Source organism: Rhodococcus sp. ACPA4 (assembly GCF_002300185.1).
Lineage (GTDB): Bacteria > Actinomycetota > Actinomycetes > Mycobacteriales > Mycobacteriaceae > Rhodococcus_F > Rhodococcus_F globerula.
The window spans coordinates 3490084-3511766 of the sequence record NZ_NSDY01000001.1 but is presented as its reverse complement, the minus strand read 5'-3'; the positions used below and the strand labels follow the sequence as shown (position 1 = coordinate 3511766).

Annotated in this window: 21 protein-coding genes; 15 read left to right on the top strand and 6 right to left on the bottom strand. The window is 62.0% G+C overall.

The genetic code is table 11. From position 1 onward, the window contains the following. Positions 1-6: 6 nt before the first annotated feature. Positions 7-1104 (bottom strand): ABC transporter ATP-binding protein, encoded by a 1098-nt coding sequence (locus tag CJ178_RS15880; protein ID WP_033236689.1) that lies wholly within the window; start codon positions 1102-1104, stop codon positions 7-9. Between the two features lie 156 nt (positions 1105-1260). Here CJ178_RS15880 and CJ178_RS15875 point away from each other — a divergent pair, with 156 nt between their 5' ends. The 5 genes from CJ178_RS15875 to CJ178_RS15855 all read left to right on the top strand — a co-directional run bounded on the left by CJ178_RS15875 (position 1261) and on the right by CJ178_RS15855 (position 5967). Next, positions 1261-1899 carry a hypothetical protein gene (locus tag CJ178_RS15875; RefSeq protein WP_033236690.1) on the top strand — a complete coding sequence of 213 codons (639 nt, stop codon included), beginning with the start codon at positions 1261-1263 and terminating at the stop codon, positions 1897-1899. A gap of 65 nt (positions 1900-1964) precedes the next feature. Further along, the gene (locus CJ178_RS15870) at positions 1965-2984 is read left to right on the top strand and encodes a serine/threonine-protein kinase (RefSeq protein ID WP_095887106.1); all 1020 of its coding nucleotides are present in this window, start codon (positions 1965-1967) and stop codon (positions 2982-2984) included. A 16-nt stretch (positions 2985-3000) separates the two neighbouring features. Next, positions 3001-3987 carry a hypothetical protein gene (locus CJ178_RS15865; RefSeq protein WP_095887105.1) on the top strand — a complete coding sequence of 329 codons (987 nt, stop codon included), beginning with the start codon at positions 3001-3003 and terminating at the stop codon, positions 3985-3987. A gap of 28 nt (positions 3988-4015) precedes the next feature. Further along, entirely contained in the window at positions 4016-5311 is a 1296-nt protein-coding gene (locus CJ178_RS15860; RefSeq protein ID WP_095887104.1) for an adenylosuccinate synthetase, read from the top strand. Continuing rightward, positions 5308-5967, top strand: a complete 660-nt coding sequence (locus CJ178_RS15855; protein ID WP_095887103.1) for an NUDIX hydrolase — start codon at positions 5308-5310, stop codon at positions 5965-5967. The genes CJ178_RS15860 and CJ178_RS15855 overlap by 4 nt, the downstream gene beginning before the upstream one ends. Here CJ178_RS15855 and hppD read toward each other — a convergent pair. Then, a complete protein-coding gene (gene hppD, locus CJ178_RS15850; RefSeq protein ID WP_095887102.1) occupies positions 5964-7169 on the bottom strand; it encodes a 4-hydroxyphenylpyruvate dioxygenase in 1206 nt (401 codons plus the stop codon). The two genes, CJ178_RS15855 and hppD, sit on opposite strands and share 4 nt — an antisense overlap. A 144-nt stretch (positions 7170-7313) precedes the next feature. Between hppD and CJ178_RS15845 the strand changes: the two genes are divergently transcribed. After that, positions 7314-7835: an Lrp/AsnC family transcriptional regulator gene (locus CJ178_RS15845; RefSeq protein ID WP_033236642.1), complete on the top strand. Its 522-nt coding sequence runs from the start codon at positions 7314-7316 to the stop codon at positions 7833-7835. Positions 7836-7847: 12 nt separating this feature from the next. On the opposite strand, the gene CJ178_RS15840 is transcribed toward CJ178_RS15845, so the two are convergent. Next, positions 7848-8609 (bottom strand): IclR family transcriptional regulator, encoded by a 762-nt coding sequence (locus CJ178_RS15840; RefSeq protein ID WP_033236643.1) that lies wholly within the window; start codon positions 8607-8609, stop codon positions 7848-7850. Positions 8610-8678: 69 nt separating this feature from the next. Here CJ178_RS15840 and CJ178_RS15835 point away from each other — a divergent pair, with 69 nt between their 5' ends. Genes CJ178_RS15835 through dmpG form a run of 3 tightly spaced genes read left to right on the top strand, consistent with a single transcriptional unit; the run spans position 8679 to position 11472 of the window. Then, entirely contained in the window at positions 8679-9506 is an 828-nt protein-coding gene (locus tag CJ178_RS15835) for a 2-keto-4-pentenoate hydratase (RefSeq protein ID WP_033236644.1), read from the top strand. Next, the gene (locus CJ178_RS15830) at positions 9503-10447 is read left to right on the top strand and encodes an acetaldehyde dehydrogenase (acetylating) (protein ID WP_033236645.1); all 945 of its coding nucleotides are present in this window, start codon (positions 9503-9505) and stop codon (positions 10445-10447) included. The genes CJ178_RS15835 and CJ178_RS15830 overlap by 4 nt, the downstream gene beginning before the upstream one ends. After that, positions 10444-11472 (top strand): 4-hydroxy-2-oxovalerate aldolase, encoded by a 1029-nt coding sequence (dmpG, locus tag CJ178_RS15825; RefSeq protein ID WP_033236646.1) that lies wholly within the window; start codon positions 10444-10446, stop codon positions 11470-11472. Before CJ178_RS15830 ends, dmpG begins: the two co-directional genes overlap by 4 nt. A gap of 13 nt (positions 11473-11485) precedes the next feature. On the opposite strand, the gene CJ178_RS15820 is transcribed toward dmpG, so the two are convergent. Further along, positions 11486-13057, bottom strand: a complete 1572-nt coding sequence (locus CJ178_RS15820; RefSeq protein ID WP_033236647.1) for an MFS transporter — start codon at positions 13055-13057, stop codon at positions 11486-11488. A 70-nt stretch (positions 13058-13127) separates the two neighbouring features. On the opposite strand from CJ178_RS15820, the gene CJ178_RS15815 reads away from it, so the two are divergent. Further along, positions 13128-13760 carry a TetR/AcrR family transcriptional regulator gene (locus CJ178_RS15815; RefSeq protein WP_033236691.1) on the top strand — a complete coding sequence of 211 codons (633 nt, stop codon included), beginning with the start codon at positions 13128-13130 and terminating at the stop codon, positions 13758-13760. Between the two features lie 21 nt (positions 13761-13781). Here the strand turns inward: CJ178_RS15815 and CJ178_RS15810 are convergent, their stop codons facing one another. Further along, positions 13782-14831, bottom strand: coding sequence for an adenylate/guanylate cyclase domain-containing protein (locus CJ178_RS15810; protein ID WP_371851348.1), 1050 nt, complete (start codon positions 14829-14831; stop codon positions 13782-13784). Between the two features lie 196 nt (positions 14832-15027). On the opposite strand from CJ178_RS15810, the gene CJ178_RS15805 reads away from it, so the two are divergent. Next, the gene (locus CJ178_RS15805) at positions 15028-15741 is read left to right on the top strand and encodes a DUF6319 family protein (protein ID WP_033236649.1); all 714 of its coding nucleotides are present in this window, start codon (positions 15028-15030) and stop codon (positions 15739-15741) included. Positions 15742-15815: 74 nt separating this feature from the next. Then, positions 15816-16472, top strand: coding sequence for a serine protease (locus tag CJ178_RS15800; protein ID WP_045064893.1), 657 nt, complete (start codon positions 15816-15818; stop codon positions 16470-16472). A gap of 41 nt (positions 16473-16513) precedes the next feature. Here CJ178_RS15800 and ilvD read toward each other — a convergent pair whose 3' ends face one another. Then, positions 16514-18208 (bottom strand): dihydroxy-acid dehydratase, encoded by a 1695-nt coding sequence (gene ilvD, locus CJ178_RS15795; RefSeq protein WP_095887101.1) that lies wholly within the window; start codon positions 18206-18208, stop codon positions 16514-16516. A 130-nt stretch (positions 18209-18338) separates the two neighbouring features. Between ilvD and CJ178_RS15790 the strand changes: the two genes are divergently transcribed. The 3 genes from CJ178_RS15790 to CJ178_RS15780 are packed head-to-tail and all read left to right on the top strand — an operon-like array spanning position 18339 to position 21677. Beyond that, on the top strand, positions 18339-20018 hold the full coding sequence (locus CJ178_RS15790) for an alkaline phosphatase D family protein (protein WP_095887100.1): 1680 nt from the start codon (positions 18339-18341) through the stop codon (positions 20016-20018). Then, positions 20015-21289: an alkaline phosphatase family protein gene (locus tag CJ178_RS15785; protein ID WP_095887099.1), complete on the top strand. Its 1275-nt coding sequence runs from the start codon at positions 20015-20017 to the stop codon at positions 21287-21289. The genes CJ178_RS15790 and CJ178_RS15785 overlap by 4 nt, the downstream gene beginning before the upstream one ends. 22 nt (positions 21290-21311) lie before the next feature. Then, the gene (locus tag CJ178_RS15780) at positions 21312-21677 is read left to right on the top strand and encodes an HNH endonuclease (RefSeq protein ID WP_257013204.1); all 366 of its coding nucleotides are present in this window, start codon (positions 21312-21314) and stop codon (positions 21675-21677) included. Positions 21678-21683 lie beyond the last annotated feature (6 nt).

Here is a 21683-nt window from a genome sequence, read left to right as displayed (position 1 = left end):
CAGGGCTTACACGTGCACAGCGGTGTCATCGGTGGACAGGCGGGTGCCGGTGGTCGGGTCGAAGAGGTGCATGCTTTCGGCTACGGGAAGAACGTCGAATCGTGAGCCGATCGGCGGCGCACTATTTCCTTCCTCGCGAATCACCAACTCATGGCGCTTGCCGTTGATCATGGTGTGGCCGTAGACAAATGCGTCGGCGCCCAGTTCTTCGACAACGTCGACAACGACGGTAATTCCCTTGTCCACCCGCACAAACGACTCCGGCCGGATACCCACTGTGACGTGGGGAGTCAGTGAGGCATCGGCGACGGAACGTGGAACGCGGTACGCCGTCCCGCCGAGTGACATCTCACCGTCGTCGAGGTCGAGATCGATGAAGCTCATGGCGGGTGAGCCGATGAATCCGGCAACAAAGATGTTGGCGGGACTCGTGTACAGGCGGCGAGGCGTATCTACCTGCTGCAACACACCGTCTTTGAGTACCGCAACACGATCACCCATGGTCATCGCTTCGACCTGGTCGTGGGTGACGTACACGGTGGTGACACCGAGTCGGCGGGTCAGGGAGGCAATCTGCGTTCGAGTCTGCACTCGCAGTTTGGCGTCGAGATTGGACAGCGGCTCGTCCATAAGGAATACCTGGGGATTGCGAACAATGGCCCTACCCATGGCAACTCGTTGCCTTTGCCCACCCGAGAGTGCCTTCGGTTTGCGATCGAGGTACTGCTCGAGATCCAGCACTCGGGCGGCTTCGAGCACTCGAGCTTCCCGTTCCTGCTTCGGAACCCCGGCAATCTTGAGGGCAAAGCCCATGTTTGCTCCCACGCTCATGTGTGGATAGAGCGCGTAATTCTGGAAAACCATCGCGATATCGCGATGCTGCGGTTCCACATCGGTGACATCACGATCGCCGATCAGAATTCGGCCCGAATCAACGGGTTCGAGTCCGGCAAGCATCCGCAGAGACGTCGATTTCCCGCAGCCCGACGGCCCGACGAGTACAAGGAACTCTCCGTCTGCGATATCCAGCTCGAGTTGGTCGAGTGCGGGTCGATCGGTTCCCCCGTATGAACGAGTTGCGCGGTCGAAAGTAACGCTGGCCATGGTGATTCCCTTCACGGGCAGGAACGTGCCCGACGATCCGAGTGAATGAGTGAGCGAGAGTATCGCCTCTGCAACTGAACACGAGCCGGGTGAACGGAGTGTGGCGCACAGCAGAAATGCCGGGTATCGCACTTCCATTGAACTACAATGCAGCGCATGCTGATTCATCCGACACTTCGCGTACAGTCCTGGGGCTTCGTGATCGGATCGACGCTCTTTGCGCTTGGTTCAGCCCCCTACTTGTCGTCGCTTTTCGGAGCAACGCTCGTGAATCTTCTCTTCTTTGTCGGGTCGTGGTTCTTCACCGCAGCGGCGATTGTTCAATTGGCGCTCGCCGGTCCCGTCATCATCACTGATTCGGGTAGGCCTGCGGTACGCGTTGTGTGGTTGTCTGCAGCGGTGCAATTGCTCGGCACCATCATGTTCAATATCAGCACCGGATCAGCTATGCGCACGCTCAATGTTCGTGGAGAGATCAACCTCGTGTGGAATCCCGACGCCGAGGGGTCGATTGCGTTCTTGGCGTCAAGTTTTCTGGCGATACTCATGCTGTGGCGCTCGAATACGCGCTGGGCGTCTCGATCGGCGGAATGGCAAAGTGTGTGGCTCAACGCTCTCGGATCTATCGCATTTGGCGTGTCCGCAGTCGGTTCGTTCATTCTGAAAGACGGGAACACGCTTGATCCCAACGTGGCGAACATCGGCACCTTTGTCGGCGCACTGTTCTTCCTGTTCGCTTCTGCGGTATTCCTCGGAAGAAGTCGCCCCGGTGCGCTAGTGGCGGAACCGGCCTAGCAAGACTGTGATGCTCGGAAGAAGCCGCCTTGCGCGATCAGTTTTAGTCACTTAGACTAAAACTTATGAACACGGTGAAGAACGATCTCGAAACTGTCGAGGCGGCAACAACCTCGACCGAGCTGTTCGGAAGTGCCACCACTTATTCGGAATCGCGCCGGCGGGCGAAGCGTCAATTCCATTGCTTGGTTGCTGCGATCCATCCGGATCGGGCGCAGGCGAGTGATGTTGCGCGATACGCTGCCGCAACAACTCGGTTGAATGAGCTGTACCGCAGTTGGGTGGCGGAAGCCGAAGCAGTGCAATCATCCGCGACATATGTCGGGGACAACAACGAGTACGTGTTGGGTGATGTCCTCGCCCGAGGTTCGGTGGCAACTCTCTACCGTGCGCAGGACCGATCCGGGGCATCTGTTGTGGTGAAGATCCCTCGGAGTCGGCGAGCGAACCCGCTGATGGAGACTGAGAGGTCGGCGCTCACCGACATCCGCGGCGCGCCGTACCTCCCGACGCTGGTCGACCGCATTTCGGCGGCCGACCCAGCTTCGGGGGAAGTTCGCCGGATCAATGTGCTCGATGATCTGTCCACCGGCTTTGTCACCCTCGCCGATGTTCGCCGCGCTTACCCGAACGGCCTCGATCCACGAGACTGGGCCTGGATGCACCGACGCCTGTTGCGCGCACTTGCGGCAGCACACCAGGCGGATTGGGTCCATACAGCGATCGTCGAGGAAAATGTGCTGATACAGCCCGAATTACATGGCGTGGTGCTGGTGGGCTGGTCGTTTGCGACTCGTTCAGGAATGCGGCCGGCAGCAAAGATCAGTTCCTGCCGAAGTGCCTATCCGCCGGAACTTGGCGAAGCAGCTTCCCCGGGGTGGGACGTCTACATGGCGCATCAGTTGATGACGACTATGCTCGGCGACCGAATCCCCAGTCGTATGAAGACTTTTGCACTGGGGTGTATGCAAGACAATCCACGACTACGGCCCGACGCCACTGATCTCCTCGGCGAGTTCGACGAACTCCTAGAGCTTCTATACGGCGAACGCACCTTTCGGGCGTTTACCGTCCGCCCAATCTGAAAGGCAGTGATTCATCATGGGATACGGATATTGGGACGACAACACATACCTGGCGGGCAAGACATTCCGTGCCGCGCGCGGTGTCGACGATTTCGGGTACACCGACACGCTACGGTCGCGTCCGCGAAACAGTTGGAAAGCAGATCCGAGTCTCGATCCGTTCGGTGTAGACAAACGAGAATGCCGGGATTCGGATGGACACCCTGATTCTTTGCCTATTGCAGTGCTTTTCGACGTCACCGGTTCGATGGGTGCCGTTCCGCGCATCATGCAGGACAAGCTCGGGAAGCTGCACGGATTGCTGCAACGCAAAGGATATGCAGACGACCCGCAGATTCTGTTCGGTGGAATCGGAGACGCGGATTCCGATCGGGTTCCCCTGCAGGTAGGGCAATTCGAATCGGGTAACGCGATGGACGAGCAGTTGCGCACCATCTTCCTCGAAGGGAACGGTGGTGGCCAGAAATCGGAAAGCTACGAACTGGCAGCATATTTCATGGCTCGTCACACGAGCACCGACGCTTGGGAGAAGAGGGGCCGCAAAGGTTACCTGTTCATCATCGGCGACGAATTGAACAAGCCGCGACTGTCGGGTCGTCACATTCGCGACGTGATCGGCGACAAGGTTCGACGCGATATTTCCGTTCCCTCGGTGTATCGGGAACTGGAGCAAAAGTGGAACGTCTACTTCGTGTTGCCCAATCAGTCGTCGTACTACAACGATCCGGAGATCGCGGACCACTGGACGGATCTCCTGGGTGAACGCTTCCTCAAGCTCGACGATCCTGCCGCCGTGTGCGAACTCATCGCCCTGACCGTGGGGATCGGTGAAGACCGCATCGACTTGAGTGACGGATTGGCCGACCTTCGCGATGTGGGATCGACAGCCGAAGCCAAGACGGTGCACAAGGCACTGGCGAGAATCACGAGAAGGACGCCTGCACGGGTGGCTGCATTGCCGAAGGATCTCGGAACAGGCTCGGATGACGTCGATTTCGACTGAGTTAGGACACAGACTGAGGGAGGACACAATGGACGCTCGGAGTGACATTATTGTCGTCGACCTCGGCTTCGGCGACGCCGGAAAGGGTGCCACGGTCGACTGGCTCTGCTCACCGCAGGCGGATCTCGATGTTGCGGCAGTGGTTCGATTCAACGGAGGTGCGCAGGCCGCTCACAATGTCGTGAACGGAGAACGCCACCACACCTTCTCGCAATTCGGATCGGGGACGCTCAACGGTGTCCCCACGTTTCTCTCCCAATTCATGCTGGTCGAGCCGATCTCTTTGGCGAGGGAAGCGCGAGCGTTGGAAGCTGTTGGCGTGCAAGATCCATTCGACCTGTTGACCATCGACGGGCGGGCACTGTTGACCACGCCGATTCACGTTGCGGCCAATCGAGCTCGTGAGGATGCGCGAGGTGACAATCGACATGGCTCGTGTGGCAAGGGAATCGGTGAGACGGCGGCGTATGCGCTCGAGCGCCCTGATGCGCCGACTGTCGGGGACTGCCAACGGCCGGATGTGCTCGCTCGCAAGCTCGAGAACATGGCGGCGTACTACGGACCGTTGATCACCGACAGTCGTCATGGGTTTCCAGAGATAGTGGACATGGCCGACATGTACGCGGAATGTGCTGCAGTAGTGGATATTGTCGGCCTTGGGGCGCTGGAGTCCATCGGTGCACGTGGCCGATTGGTCTTCGAAGGCGCACAGGGTGTGCTCCTCGACGAGTGGCGTGGATTTCACCCGCACACCACGTGGTCGACGGTGGAACCGTCCAATGCCCGCGCAATGGTCTCCGAAATAGGCAGGGAGAGTTATGTGCTCGGCGTGACCCGCACGTACACCACGCGTCACGGTGCCGGGCCCCTTCCGACGGAGGACAGCGCGCTCGGGGCGGTCCTGCCGGAACCGCACAACGGCGTCGGCGAGTACCAGGGGTCATTTCGGGTAGGGCACCTCGACACACTGCTGCTGCGGTACGCGATCGAGGTCTGCGGCGGCGTCGACGGGTTGGCCCTCACGCACCTCGACGCGCTGGAGCGTGCGACAACGGCGGGAACCCCGATCCAGGGTGTGGACAGGTACGACGGGTGCGCGGGTACACCTGTCGGACTGATCCCCGTCGGAGAGTGGAAGGATCTCGAACACCAGGCGGCGTTGACGGAAGCGCTGTGGGCCATGTCGGCTGTGAGACGGGACGTTCCGGCAGAAGCCGAGCCGTTTATCGATTACCTGGGTAGCGAGGCCGGCGTTCCGGTAGTGCTTACTTCGGACGGACCGGACCGGGCCGACCGTCGGCTTCGCGCCGGCGTGCCTGCATGATGGACGGCGTGGAACAGTCACTTGTCTCGATCGACGTTATCGCTCTGCGTTTCGGCAATCCGGAACCGGGCCAGTTGCGTTTTGCCGTCGCGGAGCGGCAGGCAGAGCCGTACACCGGGCAGCGTGCGTTGCCCGGTGTACTGCTCGGTGCGGGTGAACGGCTCCAGGATGCGGCTCGGCGAGCGGTGACAACCAAGCTCGGGCTACCCGACGACGCAATTCTGGCGAGCGGACAGTTGGCGGTGTTCGACGAACCTCATCGAGACCCGCGTGGTCCGACACTGTCGGTAACCATGTGGGCCGTTATCACCTCCGAAGATGTGCCTATGGGTGACATCACTCCGGAATGGGTGAGCTGGGACAACCCGGGTGATCTTGCATTCGATCACAACCGAATAGTGGCGGATACCCGGCCGATCCTTGCGGACTCTCTGTTGTGGCGCGATGAGGTCTTCACTCGGGCACTGACCGGTGCGTCGTTTCCGGCGTCCTATGCGTTGGCCGTCGCCGAGGAACTTTCCGGCGCCCGTCCGGACCCTGGCAATCTCAACCGCACACTCAAATCCTTACCCGGACTGGAACGTACCGACGAGCGGGTGCGGGTCAGTACAACGGGTCGCCCGTCTGTTGTGTGGCAGTGGAGCGCAGACACCTAGAAGTTTCCGCGCATCGCCTGCTCACGCTCGATCGCCTCGAACAGTGCCTTGAAGTTGCCCAAGCCGAAACCGAGTGAGCCGTGGCGTTCGATGAGTTCGAAGAACACGGTGGGTCGGTCGCCGATCGGTTTGGTGAAAATCTGCAAGAGGTAGCCGTCCTCGTCTCGATCGACGAGGATGCCTCGTTTCTGTAGTTCGTCGATGGGGACCCGCACCTTCCCGATTCGGGCCCGCAGCTCGGGATCTTCGTAGTACGACGCCGGTGTCGACAGGAACTCGATTCCTTCGGCAACAAGTGCGTCGACGGCGGCCAGGATGTCGGCAGTGGCGAGTGCCAGATGTTGGGCGCCCGGGCCTTGGTAGAACTCCAGGTACTCGTCGATCTGTGATCGCTTCTTCGCGATGGCGGGTTCGTTGAGCGGAAACTTGACGCGGTGGTCGCCGCTGGAGACCACTTTGCTCATCAGCGCGGAGTAGTCGGTTGCGATGTCCCCACCGACGAACTCCGCCATGTTGGTGAAGCCCATGACGCGGCGGTAGAAGTCGACCCACTCGTCCATCTTCCCGAGTTCCACATTCCCGACCACGTGATCGAGAGCTTGGAAGATGTGCTCGGGAGCGCTGTGGCGGGCCACGAATGACGATGTGCGACTGACATATCCGGGCAGATACGGTCCGTGGTATCCGGACCTGTCGACAAGTGTGTGGCGCGTGTCGCCGTACGTCGCGATGGTGGCGAGGCGGACGCTGCCGTGATCATCGGCAATGTCGTGCGGTTCGGCAATGACCCGCGCGCCCTGCGTAATTGCGTGCGCTATGGCTTTGTCGACATCGGGGACGTTCAAGGTGATGTCGCGGATACCGTCGCCGTGTACGCGATGGTGCTCGATCAATTCGCTCGCCGGGTCCACAGCTCCCTTGACGATGAATCGCACTGCGCCGCTTTCGAGTACAAACGCGTGGTGGTCGCGGTTACCGGTGGATGGACCCGAGTAGGCCACCAATGTCATGCCGAAGGCGGACTGATAGAAGTGGGAAGTCTGGGTGGCGTTGCCGACGATCCACTCGAGTCCGTCCCATCCGTGGACCGGAAAGGGATCCGAAGCGTCGTCGTATTCGACCAGTCCCACCAGTTGGCGTAGTTGTTCGAGATCGAGTCCGGCCAGTCGTTCCTCGTCGGTGATGCTGTGTTCGATGGTCATCTCGTGTCCTCCCAGCGGTGTCGATGCATGTAGCTAAGTCCGGCGCGATGCAGCTAGTCAACGGGCGTGCTTTCTGCTAGCCGTTTCGACGGAATACCGCTAGATGGGTGTGGTTTTCCAGTCGCTGTGTATAGGTTGGAAGCCATGGTGGAATCGGTACGCAGTGCAGTGTCGATCGACGGTCTGGACCTGGCGCTGCTCGAAGCGATGCACACGCATCCGCGGGCGGGGGCACTCGAACTGTCGAGGGTGACCAGGGTAGCTCGGGCCACTGTGCAGGCCAGACTGCGCCGGCTCGAGGACGGCGGAATCATCGCCGGCTACGAGCCCCATATCGACCTGGCTGCAGCAGGTTTCGGCGTGCAGGCATTTGTGACCCTGGAGATTGCCCAAGGTGCGCTCGACACCGTCACGGTCAAACTCGAAGCCATACCCGGTGTGATCGAAGCGTTTGCGACCACGGGAGCCGGTGACGTTCTGTGTCGAGTCGCCGCAGCGTCGCATCAAGGTTTGCAGCAGACCCTGCTCGACCTCAATCGTTCGGGAGTGGCCACGCGCTCCACCAGCGTGATGGTTCTGTCGGTGGTTGTGCCGTTCCGGGCGTTGCCGTTGCTCGAGACCCTGGAGACTCGCAGCTCTGCCAAGGCGCCCGCGTATCGGGCGTGACTATTTACCTGGTCAGCGCAGGTGCTCGCGGCGGGCCATCGTGCTGCGCAACCCTTCGGCGGCTGCACGCAGGACGGTTACCTGGCTTTCGGGCTTGAACCGAGTGGTGGGGCCGGTGACGCTGATGGCTGCCACCAGTTTGTCGTTGCTTCCGAATACCGGCGCGGCCACACACGTGAGGCCCGGCGCTGATTCTTCGCGTTCGAAGGCCACTCCGGTTTCGAAGACCCGGTCCAGCTGATTGCTCAGGATGCCGGGTGCGACGATCGTGTGCGGGGTGCGTCGGGTCATCGGTGCCGCGAGCACTTCGCGGCGAAACTCCGGATCCGAGTACGCCAGCAAAGCCTTGCCGATTGCCGTGCAGTACAGCGGAATTCGTCCGCCGGTGCGCGAGGGGGAGTTGGCTTGGCGATGCCCACCGATCTTGGCGATGTACACGACGTCATGACCGTCGCGCACACCGAGATGCACAGTTTCATGGGTTCGCTCGTACAGGTCTTGCAGGAACGGCATCGCCATTTCCAGGAGGCTGCGCTCGAGCGAGGCGAGCATGCCGAGTTCGAACAGGCCGCCGCTCAGGCGGTAGCCACCCTCGACGCGGTCGAGTAGCCGGTTCGCGACCAGTTCACCGGCGAGGCGGTGCACTGTCGCCTTGTGCAATCCGGTCCGCGCGACAAGCGTCGCGAGGGGCACGGCGTGGTCGTCGGGGCGGAAGGCGCGCAAGATCGTCACGGCTTTACCGAGCACGGTGTCGAGGTTTGCGGCACCAGTCATTCGTCAATCGTATCGGTGAGTGAGACATCAGCCTGGCGTAGTGGGGTGCAAGCCTGGAAAGTAGGGGTCATGAGCCAGCCCTCGAATTCCAGTACAGCGAGCGAGACCGACATCGCCGCTGCCGCGGATCGCCTCGCGACCGCCGCCGCAACCGGCGTGCCCTGCGCACCCGTGCGGGATCTGATCGGAAGTGAAGACCTCGTTGCCGCATACGCCGTGCAGCGCCGCGTCGACGAAATCCGTCGCAATGCCGGTGCCGTCGTTGTGGGCCGCAAGATCGGCCTGACCTCGGTGGCAGTCCAGCAGCAACTCGGCGTTGATCAGCCCGACCTCGGTGTTCTGTACGCCGATATGGACTTCACCGGCAGCGAGTCGATCCCGATGGACCGCCTGATCCAGCCCAAGGTCGAGGCCGAGGTTGCTTTCGTACTCGGTGCTGACCTCGTCGACGGACCGCTGGACAACGCTCAGGTTCGCGACGCGATCGAATACTCCGTCGCGGCGATCGAGATCTGCGACAGCCGCATCGAGTCCTGGGACATCAAGTTCGGTGACACCGTGGCCGATAACGCGTCGTCCGGCGTGTACGTCCTCGGCACCGAGCGTCACACCCTCGCCGAGGTTGAACCTGCTGACGTTGTCATGTCGATGAGCGTCGACGGCACCGAGGTGTCCACCGGCGTCGGAACCGCCTGCTTGGGCGATCCCATCGAGGCAGTTGTCTGGCTCGCCCGCACGGCCCGCGAACTCGGTCAGCCGTTGACTGCAGGTCAGGTCATTCTCTCCGGCGCTCTCGGCCCCATGGCGCCGGTTGTAGCGGGAAATGTCGTCACCGTGAACGTATCCGGACTCGGTTCGGTCACCACAAGTTTTTCCACTAAAGGGGACATCGCATGAGCAAGGTCAAGGTCGCGATCATCGGATCGGGCAACATCGGCACCGATCTGATGATCAAGGTGCTGCGTAATTCCGACTACCTGGAGATGGGTGCCATGGTCGGCATCGATCCCGCGTCGGACGGTTTGGCTCGCGCGGCGCGCCTGAACGTGCCGATCACCGCCGAAGGCGTCGAGGGCCTCGTCGGTCTGCCGAACTTCGACGAGATCGAGATCGTCTTCGACGCAACGTCGGCAAAGGCGCACGTCGCCAACAACGCACGCCTGGCACCGCTCGGCAAGCGCATGATCGACCTGACACCTGCCGCGATCGGCCCGTACGTCGTGCCGGCCGTCAACGCGGACGAGCACCTGGACGCACCTAACGTCAACATGGTGACGTGTGGTGGCCAGGCCACGATCCCGATGGTTGCCGCTGTTTCTCGGGTCGTCCCGGTGGCGTACGCGGAGATCGTCGCGTCCATTGCCTCCAAGTCGGCCGGTCCCGGAACGCGCGCCAACATCGACGAGTTCACCGAGACCACATCCGAGGCGATCGTGGCAGTCGGCGGCGCTCGCCGCGGCAAGGCCATCATCATCCTCAATCCGGCTGAGCCGCCGCTGATCATGCGCGACACCGTCTTCTGCCTCGTCGACGCCCCGGACCCGGCTGTTCACGAGGAGATCCGTGCGTCGATCGAGAAGATGGTCGGCGACGTCTCCGCCTACGTCCCGGGCTACCGCCTCAAGCAGGAAGTCCAGATCACCGAGATCCCGGCCGACCAGCCGGTCGAGACGTTGCTCGTCGACGGCAATCGCCCCACCCACCAGGTGTCGGTATTCCTCGAGGTCGAGGGTGCTGCACACTACCTGCCCGCGTACGCCGGCAACCTCGACATCATGACGTCCGCCGGAATGCAGATCGCGGAGCGCATCGCCCAGCAGAAGGAAGCAACCAAGTGAGCAACCGCAAGATCTTCGTCCAGGACGTCACCCTTCGTGACGGCATGCACGCTGTCCGCCACCGCATTTCGCCCACCGACGTCAAGCGGATCGTCACCGCTCTCGACGCTGCCGGCGTCGACGCGATCGAAGTTGCACACGGCGACGGTCTCGCCGGCGGCTCGCTCAACTACGGTCCCGGCTCGAACACCGACTGGGAATGGATCGAAGCAGCGGCCGAGGTGCTCGAGCACGCTCGCCTCACCACGCTGCTGCTTCCGGGTGTCGGCACGATCAGTGAACTCAAGCATGCCTACGACCTGGGCGTTCGCTCGGTTCGCGTTGCCACACACTGCACCGAGGCCGACGTCTCCGCGCAGCACATCGAGACCGCCCGCGAGATCGGCATGGACGTCTCCGGCTTCCTGATGATGAGCCACATGGCGCCTGCCGAAGAACTGGCGAAGCAGGCCAAGTTGATGGAGTCGTACGGCGCGCACTGCGTCTACGTCACCGACTCGGGTGGACGTCTGGTGATGAACGACGTCGCCGACCGTGTTCGCGCGTACCGCGACATCCTCGACGAGGGCACCGAAATCGGTATCCACGCGCATGAGAACCTGTCGCTCTCGGTTGCCAATTCCGTTGTGGCAGTGCAGAACGGCGTCACCCGCGTCGATGCATCGCTCGCCGGTCACGGTGCCGGTGCCGGTAACTGCCCCCTCGAGGCATTCATCGCCGTCGCCAACATCGAGGAGTGGGAGCACGGCTGCGACCTGTTCGCTCTGCAGGATGCTGCCGACGACATCGTCCGTCCGCTGCAGGACCGGCCCGTTCGTGTCGACCGTGAAACCCTCACGCTCGGCTACGCAGGTGTCTACTCGAGCTTCCTGCGCCACGCGGAGACCGCGTCGGAGCGCTACGGCATCGATGTCCGCACGTTGCTGCTCGAAGCCGGCCAGCGTCGTCTGGTGGGCGGTCAGGAAGACATGATCGTCGACATCGCGCTCACCCTCGCTGCAGAACGTGACCGCGCATCCGCCTGACACTCACTAGCTGTCAAGCCAAAGGCGCTGCTGTCGATTCCGACGGCAGCGCCTTTGCGGTTTTCTGCCGTCCGGGTGCCCAGAATCCGAGGATGACTGCAGAGACCCAGATGATCACGGCCAAGGTCAGTGCAGCTTGGTTCATGCCTTCGATGAAGGCTTCACGGGCGAAGTCCGCCAGTTGATCGCCTTGTGAGCCCGCGCTTTCCGCGATGTGCAGGGCCGCGGCCAAGGAACCCGAGACCGGTTCCTTGGCCGGCTCGGGCAGCATATCCACAGCAGGTTGAACATGCCGAGCGTACGTCGTGGCCAGGATGCTACCCGCAAGCGCAACGCCTATCGCAGAACCGATTTCACGGGTGACGTCATTGATCGCCGACGCGACGCCCTGTTTGGCATCCGGTGTATTGGACACGATTGCAGCGGTAGCGGGTGTGGTGCACAGTCCCAACCCGATGGCCGCGACGATCAGGGGAATGCACACGTCGACGTAGCTCGATCCCAACTCCAACCGGGTCACGAGTGCGATTCCTGTGCCGAGAAGCGCAATTCCCACCGAGGTGAGAATTCGGAGTCCGACGAGCGGGATCAGCAGCGGCGACACGACGGACAGAGCCATGACGGGGACGGCCATCGGAAGAAGTGCGAGTGCTGATTGAAGTGGCGAGTAATCGAGCACGAGTTGCAGGTACTGCACAAGCATGAAGAACATTCCGAATGTGGCGAGGAACTGAAGTACGAGTGATGTTGCGCTACTACCGAATGCGCGGTTGGCAAACAGTCCGACATCGAGAAGTGGATGGGCCGAACGCAATTCCACGAAGCTGAATACAACTCCCGTGGCGATTCCGCCGATCAGAAGCGCAAGAACCACAGGGTTCAGCCACCCGCGGACGGGTGCTTCGATCATGCCGAGGACAAAAAGGCCGATCGCCGTGGCAATCAGTGCAGTGCCCAGAAAATCGAGTGGAGTTGTCTCCTCGTCCTTCGAGGACGCGATGGTGAACGAGGCCACCAGGATTAGTCCCGATACGACGGCGAGGCTGATGAATATCGAATGCCACGACCACTTTTCGATCAGGAAACCGGATATGACAAGTCCGGCGATGGCGCCCGAGCCGGCCACGCCGGACCACACGCCGACGGCTCGACTGCGTTGGGTAGCCGGAAAACCGGCCGTGAGCAGTGAGAGTGTCGCAGGCATGACAAATGCGGCACCCACTCCCGAGACGACGCGGGAGGCGATGATCCACGACGGTTCGTCGATGAAGACGGGGATCGCGCTGCCTGCTGCAAAGACGACCAACCCGAACATCAGCAGTTCGCGTCGGCCGTAGCGGTCACCGAGTGCTCCGGCGGCCAGCAGCAGGCAGGCGAGCACGAGTGTGTAGCCGTCGACGATCCAGGTGAGCTGAGTTTGGGTGGCGCCGGTGTCCCGGGCGATGTCGGGGAGTGCGGTGTTGAGTGCAGCCATGGCTGCGACCACCAATGCCACCGCGCAGCACGAGACGGTCAGCATCCAGATCTGCCGCGGCGTCCAGGTGCTCTGTTCGATCTCCGTCTTACTGGTCACGAAGCCTCCCATAGAAACGAGACCATCAGTATCGTTGGGAGAATGCTAGTTCCACAACCCCAGGTTGGGTATAACTGTGGTTGTGACAACGGTTCGCTCTGATCGGCAGGCAGCAGACGAGGATCCGCGCAAACTGCGATCCCGGACTCGATTGCTCGATGCTGCAACAACACTTCTTGCCGAAGGCGGAGTCGACGCGGTGACGATCGACGCCGTCACCAAGCTCGCGAATGTTGCTCGCGCGACGTTGTATCGGCACTTCGACAGCGGCACCGAGCTGGTGGCTGCTGCCTTTGCGCGGCTACTGCCGTCCGTACCGGCACTATCGGGAGAGGGCGATCTGCGAGCGCAGCTGCTCGAGCTTCTCACCAATCAAGCCAAGGCCATCGAGAGCGCCCCCGTGCAGGTCACAGCAATGTGCTGGCTCGGCTTGGGGCCGGATCTGACGGGCTACTCGAGCGCGGCCGCGTTGACCGAGCGCCAACCGGAGATGCGGTCGCTGCGGCAGATGATCATCGAGCAGTACCGGGACGCGTTCGACCGGGTCTTGCGTACGCCCGAGGCCATCGAGGAATTGGGGGAGTACGACTACGACGTTGCGCTCGCGCAGTTGGTCGGTCCGTTGGTGCTCACGAAGTTGGCAACCCTCACCCCGTTGGGGGAATCGGCGTGTGCGCAGATAGTCGACGATTTCCTCGCTGCAAGGCGAGCGTGAGATAGCTGCGGTGCGAGATCTTTAGGGTTCGAGATTTCGTCGTAGTACGTACTGTTCGAGGCGGTCGATGCCACGCACGCGACGCGGCCGGAGGTGGCGGAGCTTGAAATTGGCATCGTCGCTCACTGCGGCGGCCAATTCCGAATCGATCAGTACCGTTCCGGGGCGCGCGGAACTGGTGAGCCTGGCAGCTTTGTTGACCACCGACCCGTACAGATCGCCGAAACGCACGAGCGTCGGACCCATGGCAAGACCCACGCGCAGTTGTGGATCGTCGTGGTCGGCGAGCACGGCGCTTTGAATCTGCAAGGCGATTTCGGCAGCGTGGCGGGGGCTTTCCACAGCGAACATCACCTCGTCACCGACAGTTTTGACGACCCACCCGAAGTTTCGGCCGATGATTTCGGTTGACGCGGATTCGAAGCGTTCGAGCAAATCGTTCAGCTCGGTGGGATCCAATCCCCGAGTCAGTGAGGTGTATCCGACTATGTCGGCAAAACCGACGATCAAGATTCGGCTGGAGAATTCTTCTCCGGGATTTCCGACGTTCCGTCCCGTCGACGAAGCGATGTGCCTCTTCCACACGTAGGTCTGGAGCGATTCGACAGCGGGGATGATCTCGGCGCCGAGTCGCAGAATTTGCTTCCGGATCGCCTCGGGATCGTCATCCGCGGACTCCGTCAATTGATCGACGATGTGAGTGCCGATGATCGACACCTGCCATTCGGCGAGACGCGACATCGATTGGCCCAGCGCGCGTGCCGCAGCGACTTCGCTACTGCGCGAGATGATTCCACGATCGACCATGGTGATGATGCCCTGCAACGCATCGGCGTCCTGTTGGGTGAACATGACGGCGTCCGGGTCGTCGTCGACGGCAAATCCCATCGCGACCCACAGGCGATCTGCGCGCTCGCGGGAAACACCCGCGAATTCGGCGATCTGAGACTGCGTGTAACAACGAGGACCGCCGAGGAGGAACTCTTCGACGTCGGACTGAATGCGGCTGAAGGTAGGGGCGTCGAACCCACTTCGCGACAGTGACGCGGATGGTTCGGTGCCCTCGTCGATCGGTGCTGACTCCGAACTGCTCACTGTGCTCCTTGCGTCCCATGTTGCGGTGTTGTCGACACTATCTTTCACGTGCTGCCTGCCGAACAGTACTGAATTCGGCGAACCTGAGCGGCGCTGCGCGGGAACACGTCGGTGCCCTGTGCAAGAGTTGCCCCGAGAAAAGCTCTACCGACACTCTCGAAAGGATTTGCGCATGCCACCCCGTAGACGTTCCGGCGCTACCGCATCAACGCCGGATCACCTCACTGCGGAAAATTTGGCAGCTCTCGCCACGGCAGTCGCCGAAGGCAAACGCGCCACCGTATACCTGCGCGAGGCAACTCCCAGCCTCGGCATCGACGCAGGCACTTCCGCGAAGGTGGTGTCGGTGGACGGAAATACCGTGCTGATCCGCCCCAAGGGCGTGAACGACGAATTGCCCTTCGAGGCAGAGGAATTGCGAATCAACCGCGTCGCGTCGACGCCCCCCAAGCCGGCGCCCCGCCCTAAACCAGTTGTGGAGTCCGAACCGCTCATGGAACCACTCGTCGAAACTCGGCCGAAGCCCCGAACCGTACCGGCAGCAGCCGCTCCGGCCCCTGCGCCCGTTGCGGCTCCCGCGCCTCGTCCGGCGGTCAAGCGTGCCAAGAAACTACCGCCAGGAGTCAGCGTCACCATCCATGCCGGCGCCGACAACGACTGGAGCGTCACCGTCACTTTGGGAGCCAAGCGGCCGGGCAAAGCGGTCCCGGTGGCACCCGATGCAGTTGAGCGCGCAATCCGCGAACTGGGTGAACCGACGGCCATCGAAGCCGTCGAATCGATCATCGTGGAGGCGCGCGACGCAGCGGCCGCCAGAGTGGACGAGCTCAGCCGTCAACTCGAAGAAGCACGCAAGATGCTCGAAGCGCTGGGGACCAACGAGTAACTCTCCTGCGTAGGTGCCGAGTATCCGGGGTATGCGATTTGTGCAGCGGGGACTATCTCGGCGGGGAGTGTGTGATGTTGCAGAGAATCATTTCCGTTTTGGCGGCGGTCGTAATTGCACTGGGACTCGGGTTGGTGGTCACAGGGACGGCCGTTGCCGCGGCAACACCCCTCGGCGGGGGCAGCGGCATCATCATCAGCGACGAGACGATATGTACGTTGACAACGATCGGGCGTGACAACGGCGGTCGGCTGGTGGGGATCACTGCAGGTCACTGTGGCGGACCTGGTTCGACGGTTGTTCCGGAGGATGACGAGGGAGCCGGGGTCGTCGGCACCTTCGTCGAGTCCAATTCGGAGCTCGACTACGCCATCATCGAGTTCAATCCGGCAAAAGTGACGCCCGTGCGGACCGTTGACAGTGCCACCATCACGTCAATCGGCCAGCCGGCGAGCTTCCCGGCCATCGCCTGCAAAGAAGGTCGGACAACGGGGCAGACGTGCGGCGTCGTGTGGGGAAATCTGAGCGCCGACGCCCAAACCTGGACGCAGGTGTGTGTTGATCACGGCGATTCCGGAGCCCCTGTCACCGTCGGAACCACATTGGTGGCGATGGTGAACGCCTACCTGTACGTGCCGTGTCTGGGGCCGGAACTCGGCACCAACATGTCCTCGATCATCGCGGATATCAATTCTGATGGAGGCGTCGGTGCCGGGTTCCAGCCGATCTAGATCGGTGCGCTGTCTGGCATCAGCGCGCTATCTGTTCGGGTTCAGCCGCACACTGCTCCACCTGACGCTGATCCCACCAGCTTGGTGTACTTCGCCAGCACACCGCGTGTGTAGCGCGGCGGAAGTGGCTCCCAACCTTCTTTGCGGGCAAGCAGTTCCGAGTCGTCGACAAGCAGTTCCAACAGTCCGGTACTGACATCGAGCCGGATCTGATCGCCGTCACGAACAAACGCGATGGGACCGCCGTCCACCGCCTCGGGCGCGACGTGCCCGACGCACAGGCCGGTCGTTCCGCCGGAGAATCGTCCGTCGGTCAGCAGCAGGACGTCTTTGCCCAGGCCGGCGCCCTTGATAGCGCCCGTAATGGCCAGCATCTCGCGCATTCCGGGGCCGCCCTTGGGTCCTTCGTATCGGATCACCACAACATCACCGGCAGTGATCGTGCCGTCCTCGAGAGCGTCCATCGCGGCGCGTTCGCGTTCGAAAACTCGTGCAGTACCGGTGAATACGTCGGATTCGAAGCCGGCTGACTTGACGACTGCGCCGCCGGGAGCCAACGAGCCCTTGAGGATCGTGATGCCGCCGGTCGGGTGAATGGGCTTGTTCATCGCCCGTAGAACCTTGCCGTCCGGATCGGGCGGGGTGATGTGCGCCAGATTCTCCGCCACGGTCTTGCCGGTAACGGTCAGGCAATCGCCGTGCATGAGACCGGCGTCGAGCAACGCCTTCATGATGACAGGAACTCCGCCGATGCGGTCGACGTCGGTCATGACGTGTTTTCCGAAAGGCTTCACGTCGGCGAGGTGCGGAACCTTGGCTCCGACGCGAGCAAAATCGTCGAGTGTCAGAGGGACATACGCTTCGTGAGCGATCGCGAGGAGATGGAGCACCGCATTGGTGGAACCACCAAATGCCATGACAACCGCTATCGCGTTCTCGAATGCTTCCTTGGTGAGGATGTCGCGGGTGGTGATTCCCCGACGAAGGAGTTCGACGACGGCTTTGCCGCTCTCGCGCGCGAATCCGTCGCGTCGACGGTCGGGCGCAGGCGGCGACGCGCTGCCGGGAAGGGACATACCCATGGCCTCCGCGGCACTTGCCATGGTGTTTGCGGTGTACATACCGCCGCATGCACCCTCTCCGGGGCAGATGGCGCGCTCGATGGTGTCGACGTCTTCGCGGCTCATCAGCCCGCGGGCACACGCTCCCACGGCTTCGAAGGCGTCGATGACGGTGACTTCGCGTTCAGTGCCGTCGGACAGCTTTGCGACGCCGGGCAACGTGGAACCGGCGTAGAGGAACACGCTGGCGAGGTCGAGGCGAGCAGCCGCCATCAACATGCCGGGCAGTGATTTGTCGCAGCCGGCAAGGAGGACGGAACCGTCGAGGCGCTCGGCCTGCATGACGGTTTCCACGCTGTCCGCGATGACTTCACGGGAGACAAGGGAGAAGTGCATACCCTCGTGACCCATCGAAATGCCGTCGGACACCGAGATGGTGCCGAATTCGAGGGGGAACCCACCGCCCTCCCGGATACCTTCCTTGACGGCTTTGGCAAGGCGGTCGAGGGACAGGTTGCACGGGGTGATCTCGTTCCAGGAGGACGCGACGCCGATCTGGGACTTGACCCAGTCGTCGTCACCCATTCCTACTGCTCGCAACATGCCTCGCGCTGCGGTCTTTTCCAGTCCGTCGGTGACGTCACGACTTCTGGGCTTGATGTCGGGTTCGGTCATTTGCCAAGCATAGGCTCCACCTGTGCGCCTATCTGGTAGCCGGCACTACCGAAAAGGCGCACAGGCGAAGCCTGGATGAACATTCCGAAGCTCTCTTGAACATCTGTTCAGATGCAGATTCACTCCTAGCGTGCACACGAATGCCTTTGATCGAATAACCAGACGTGGCCTCCTGCAGAGCTCGGCAGCACTTGCCGGTGCGGTGGGCCTCGGTGTCGCCTCGGCGAACCGTGCGAGTGCCGCGGTGCCTGCCGGCTTCAACCACGGCGTTGCGTCCGGTGACCCACTGCCGGACGCCGTCATCATCTGGACGCGCATCACGCCGACGGCCGACGCGACCCCGGGTTCGGGGATCGGGCCGGCAGTGACGCTGAACTGGCACGTCGCGACCGATGAGGGGTTCGCGACTGTCGTGGCGTCGGGAAGTGTTGTGGCTTCGGCAGATTCGGATCACACTGCCAAAGTTGATGTGACGGGACTCGATTCCTCCACTACGTACTGGTACCGATTCACCACCGGTTCGGTAGTTTCGCCCGTCGGCCGCACACGCACCGCTCCGTCGAATTCGGCAGATCTCGAACGGATGCGCTTCGGTGTTGTCTCCTGCTCCAACTGGGAGGCCGGGTATTTCGGTGCCTACCGCCATCTCGGGTTCAGGGAGGATCTCGATGCGATCATCCACCTGGGCGATTACATCTACGAATACGGTCAGGGGGAATACGGCGCGAGAAACGGATCGGTACGGCTGCACGAACCGGCACACGAGATCATTTCCCTGGCCGACTACCGAATCCGGCACGCGCAGTACAAGACCGACCCGGACCTTGCTGCTCTGCATCTGAAACTGCCGTTCATCACCACGTGGGACGATCACGAATCGGCGGACAATGCGTTCCGGGACGGCGCCGAAAACCACACTCCCGGTGTCGAAGGCGATTGGGCGGATCGAAAGGCCAACTCGGTCAAGGCCTATTTCGAGTGGATGCCGGTTCGGCCCTCTGGCAGTGGTTCGAGCGTTCAACTGTACCGGCGGTTCCGCTTCGGGAACCTGGCCGAAATCTCGATGCTGGATTTGCGCACGTACCGCGACGAGCAGCCCACATTGCGTCAGGTCGACGACCCGAATCGCACCATTACCGGACGTGCGCAAATGGATTGGCTCACCAGCGGCATCGTCAGCTCCCCGGCGCAATGGAAGATCGTCGGTAATCCCGTCATGATCACGCCGTGCGTGTTTCCGCCGCTCGAACCGGCTACTACCGCGGCGCTGACCGAACTGGTGGGAATCCCGCAGGCCGGGTACCCGTACAACACCGATCAGTGGGACGGCTACACCGCCGACCGCACACGACTGTTCGACGCCATCACGTCGAACAACGTTGACAACACAGTCTTTATCACCGGTGACATTCACACGTCGTGGGCGTGTGACCTGCCCACTAACGCCGCCAACTATCCGGGTGGACCGACCGTCGGAGCAGAGTTCGTCGTTCCGTCGGTAACCTCTCCCAACATCGACGACATGTTGAAAGTGCCGCCGCGCACCGCATCCGTTGCGGCAGAAGAAGCGTTCAAGGCGGTCAATCGCCACGTTCGGTACGTCGAATTGGATTCGCACGGATACGGCGTATTCGACATCGCCCGCGACGGTACCCAGATGGATTGGTACTTCGTCGACAACGTCACCGATCCACAGAGCAACGCCCACTACGCAACCAGCTACCGCCTGCCTGCCGGTGCGGGTGCCAGGGTAGCTCCGTCCTTCAGTCCGCTCGACCCGAACTCGTACCGACCAGGAGTCAACCAGTGAGCCTCGAACTCTCCCGCCGCAACGTCTTGATCGGCGGAAGTGTGCTTGCCGGAACAGCTTTGCTCGGTGCACCCGCGCACGCGGGTGTGCCTATCGGTGGCGGTCTGCCCGATGTCGACGTCTACGTCGTCGTTGTCGACGGTATGCGCCCGGACGAACTGCGAGCAGATCTCACTCCGATGCTGACCGGACTGGCCGCGGGCGGTGTCCACTACCCGAATGCCAGCGCGATCAACATCGCGGAGACGCTTCCCAACCACACGGCGATGATGACGGGTGTGTACCCCGTGCGTTCGGGTGTGCCGGCCAATTCCGTCTACGACCCGGCGATCGACAAGATGCGCGACCTCGATCAGGCCTCGGATCTGCAGACGTCGACGGTCCTCGACCGCGTGCGCACCGAACTCGGATTGACCACTGCGAGTGTGCTGTCCAAGCAATACCTGCACGGGCTGTTCGGTGATCGCGCATCCGTCGTCTGGGATCCGCAACCGCTGCTTCCCGGCACCGAGCACGCCCCGGACAACTTCACGATCGACGCGTTGATCCGGATCGTCGGCGAGAACTCACCGCGCTTGTCGTTCACCAACCTCGGTGACGTGGACCGTGTTGGTCACCTTGATCTTTCGGGACCGTCGATTCGGATCGCGCGTACCGCCGCACTGCAGAACACCGACAATCAGGTTCGACGCTTTGTCGATTTCCTTCACAGCACCGGACGGTGGAATCGGAGCGTCCTCATCGTGCTGGCCGATCACTCGATGGACTGGTCGGAGCCGACGCGCCTTATCGGGCTGGATCGTCCGCTCAACGCAGATCCGTTGTTGGCCGGGAAGATCCGCATCGCGCAGAACGGTGGCGCGGATCTGATCTACTTCGTAGGACCGGATCAGGAACGGGCCGAGGCTGTTCGACGTATTCAGGAAATTGTCTCCGCCGTCGACGGCGTCGAATCGAGCCATCTGCCGGCGGAATTCAATCTCGGTGACAATGCCGGTGATGTTGTTGCGTTCTGCGCACAGGGGTGGCGGTTCAGTGATCCGACACCGCTGTCCAACCCGATCCCTGGCAATCACGGCCACTCCGTGACACTGCCGATTCCGTTCTTCCTCAGTGGTGGGCATCCTGGCCTCGACGGCGGCCGCCGCGTCGACACCCCCGTGCGCACGATCGACGTGGCGCCGACAGTGGCGGCACTCCTGGGCCTTCCGGCACCGACTGGCGGGTGGGACGGTGCCGCTCGCACGGCGGGTGTCGCGGTAGGTGTCTAGCGGCGGTCAGTAGCATGACGAGGTGACGATCAACCGCAGTCGCAAAGCCCGATACGCGCGCAAACGCAAGCGCCGGATGGACAGCACGACACACGACCTCAGCACCGAGCAGTGGGCCGCGCTCAGATCCTCGTGGGGTGGGTGCGCCTACTGCGGCGCGCCAGACGTACCGCTGCAACGTGATTGTGTTCTCGCGATCTCGCGGGGAGGCCGATACACGCTCGACAACATTGCGCCGGCCTGCGCGTCGTGCAACGCCAGCAAATGCAACAGCGAAGTCACACTCTGGTTGCGTCGCAAAGGGTACGACGAGAAGTCGTTCTTACTCCGTCACGCCGAGATCGGTATCGATCTGAGAGGGCGTTTCTCGGAGGCAGATCTCCTTTAGCGCGTC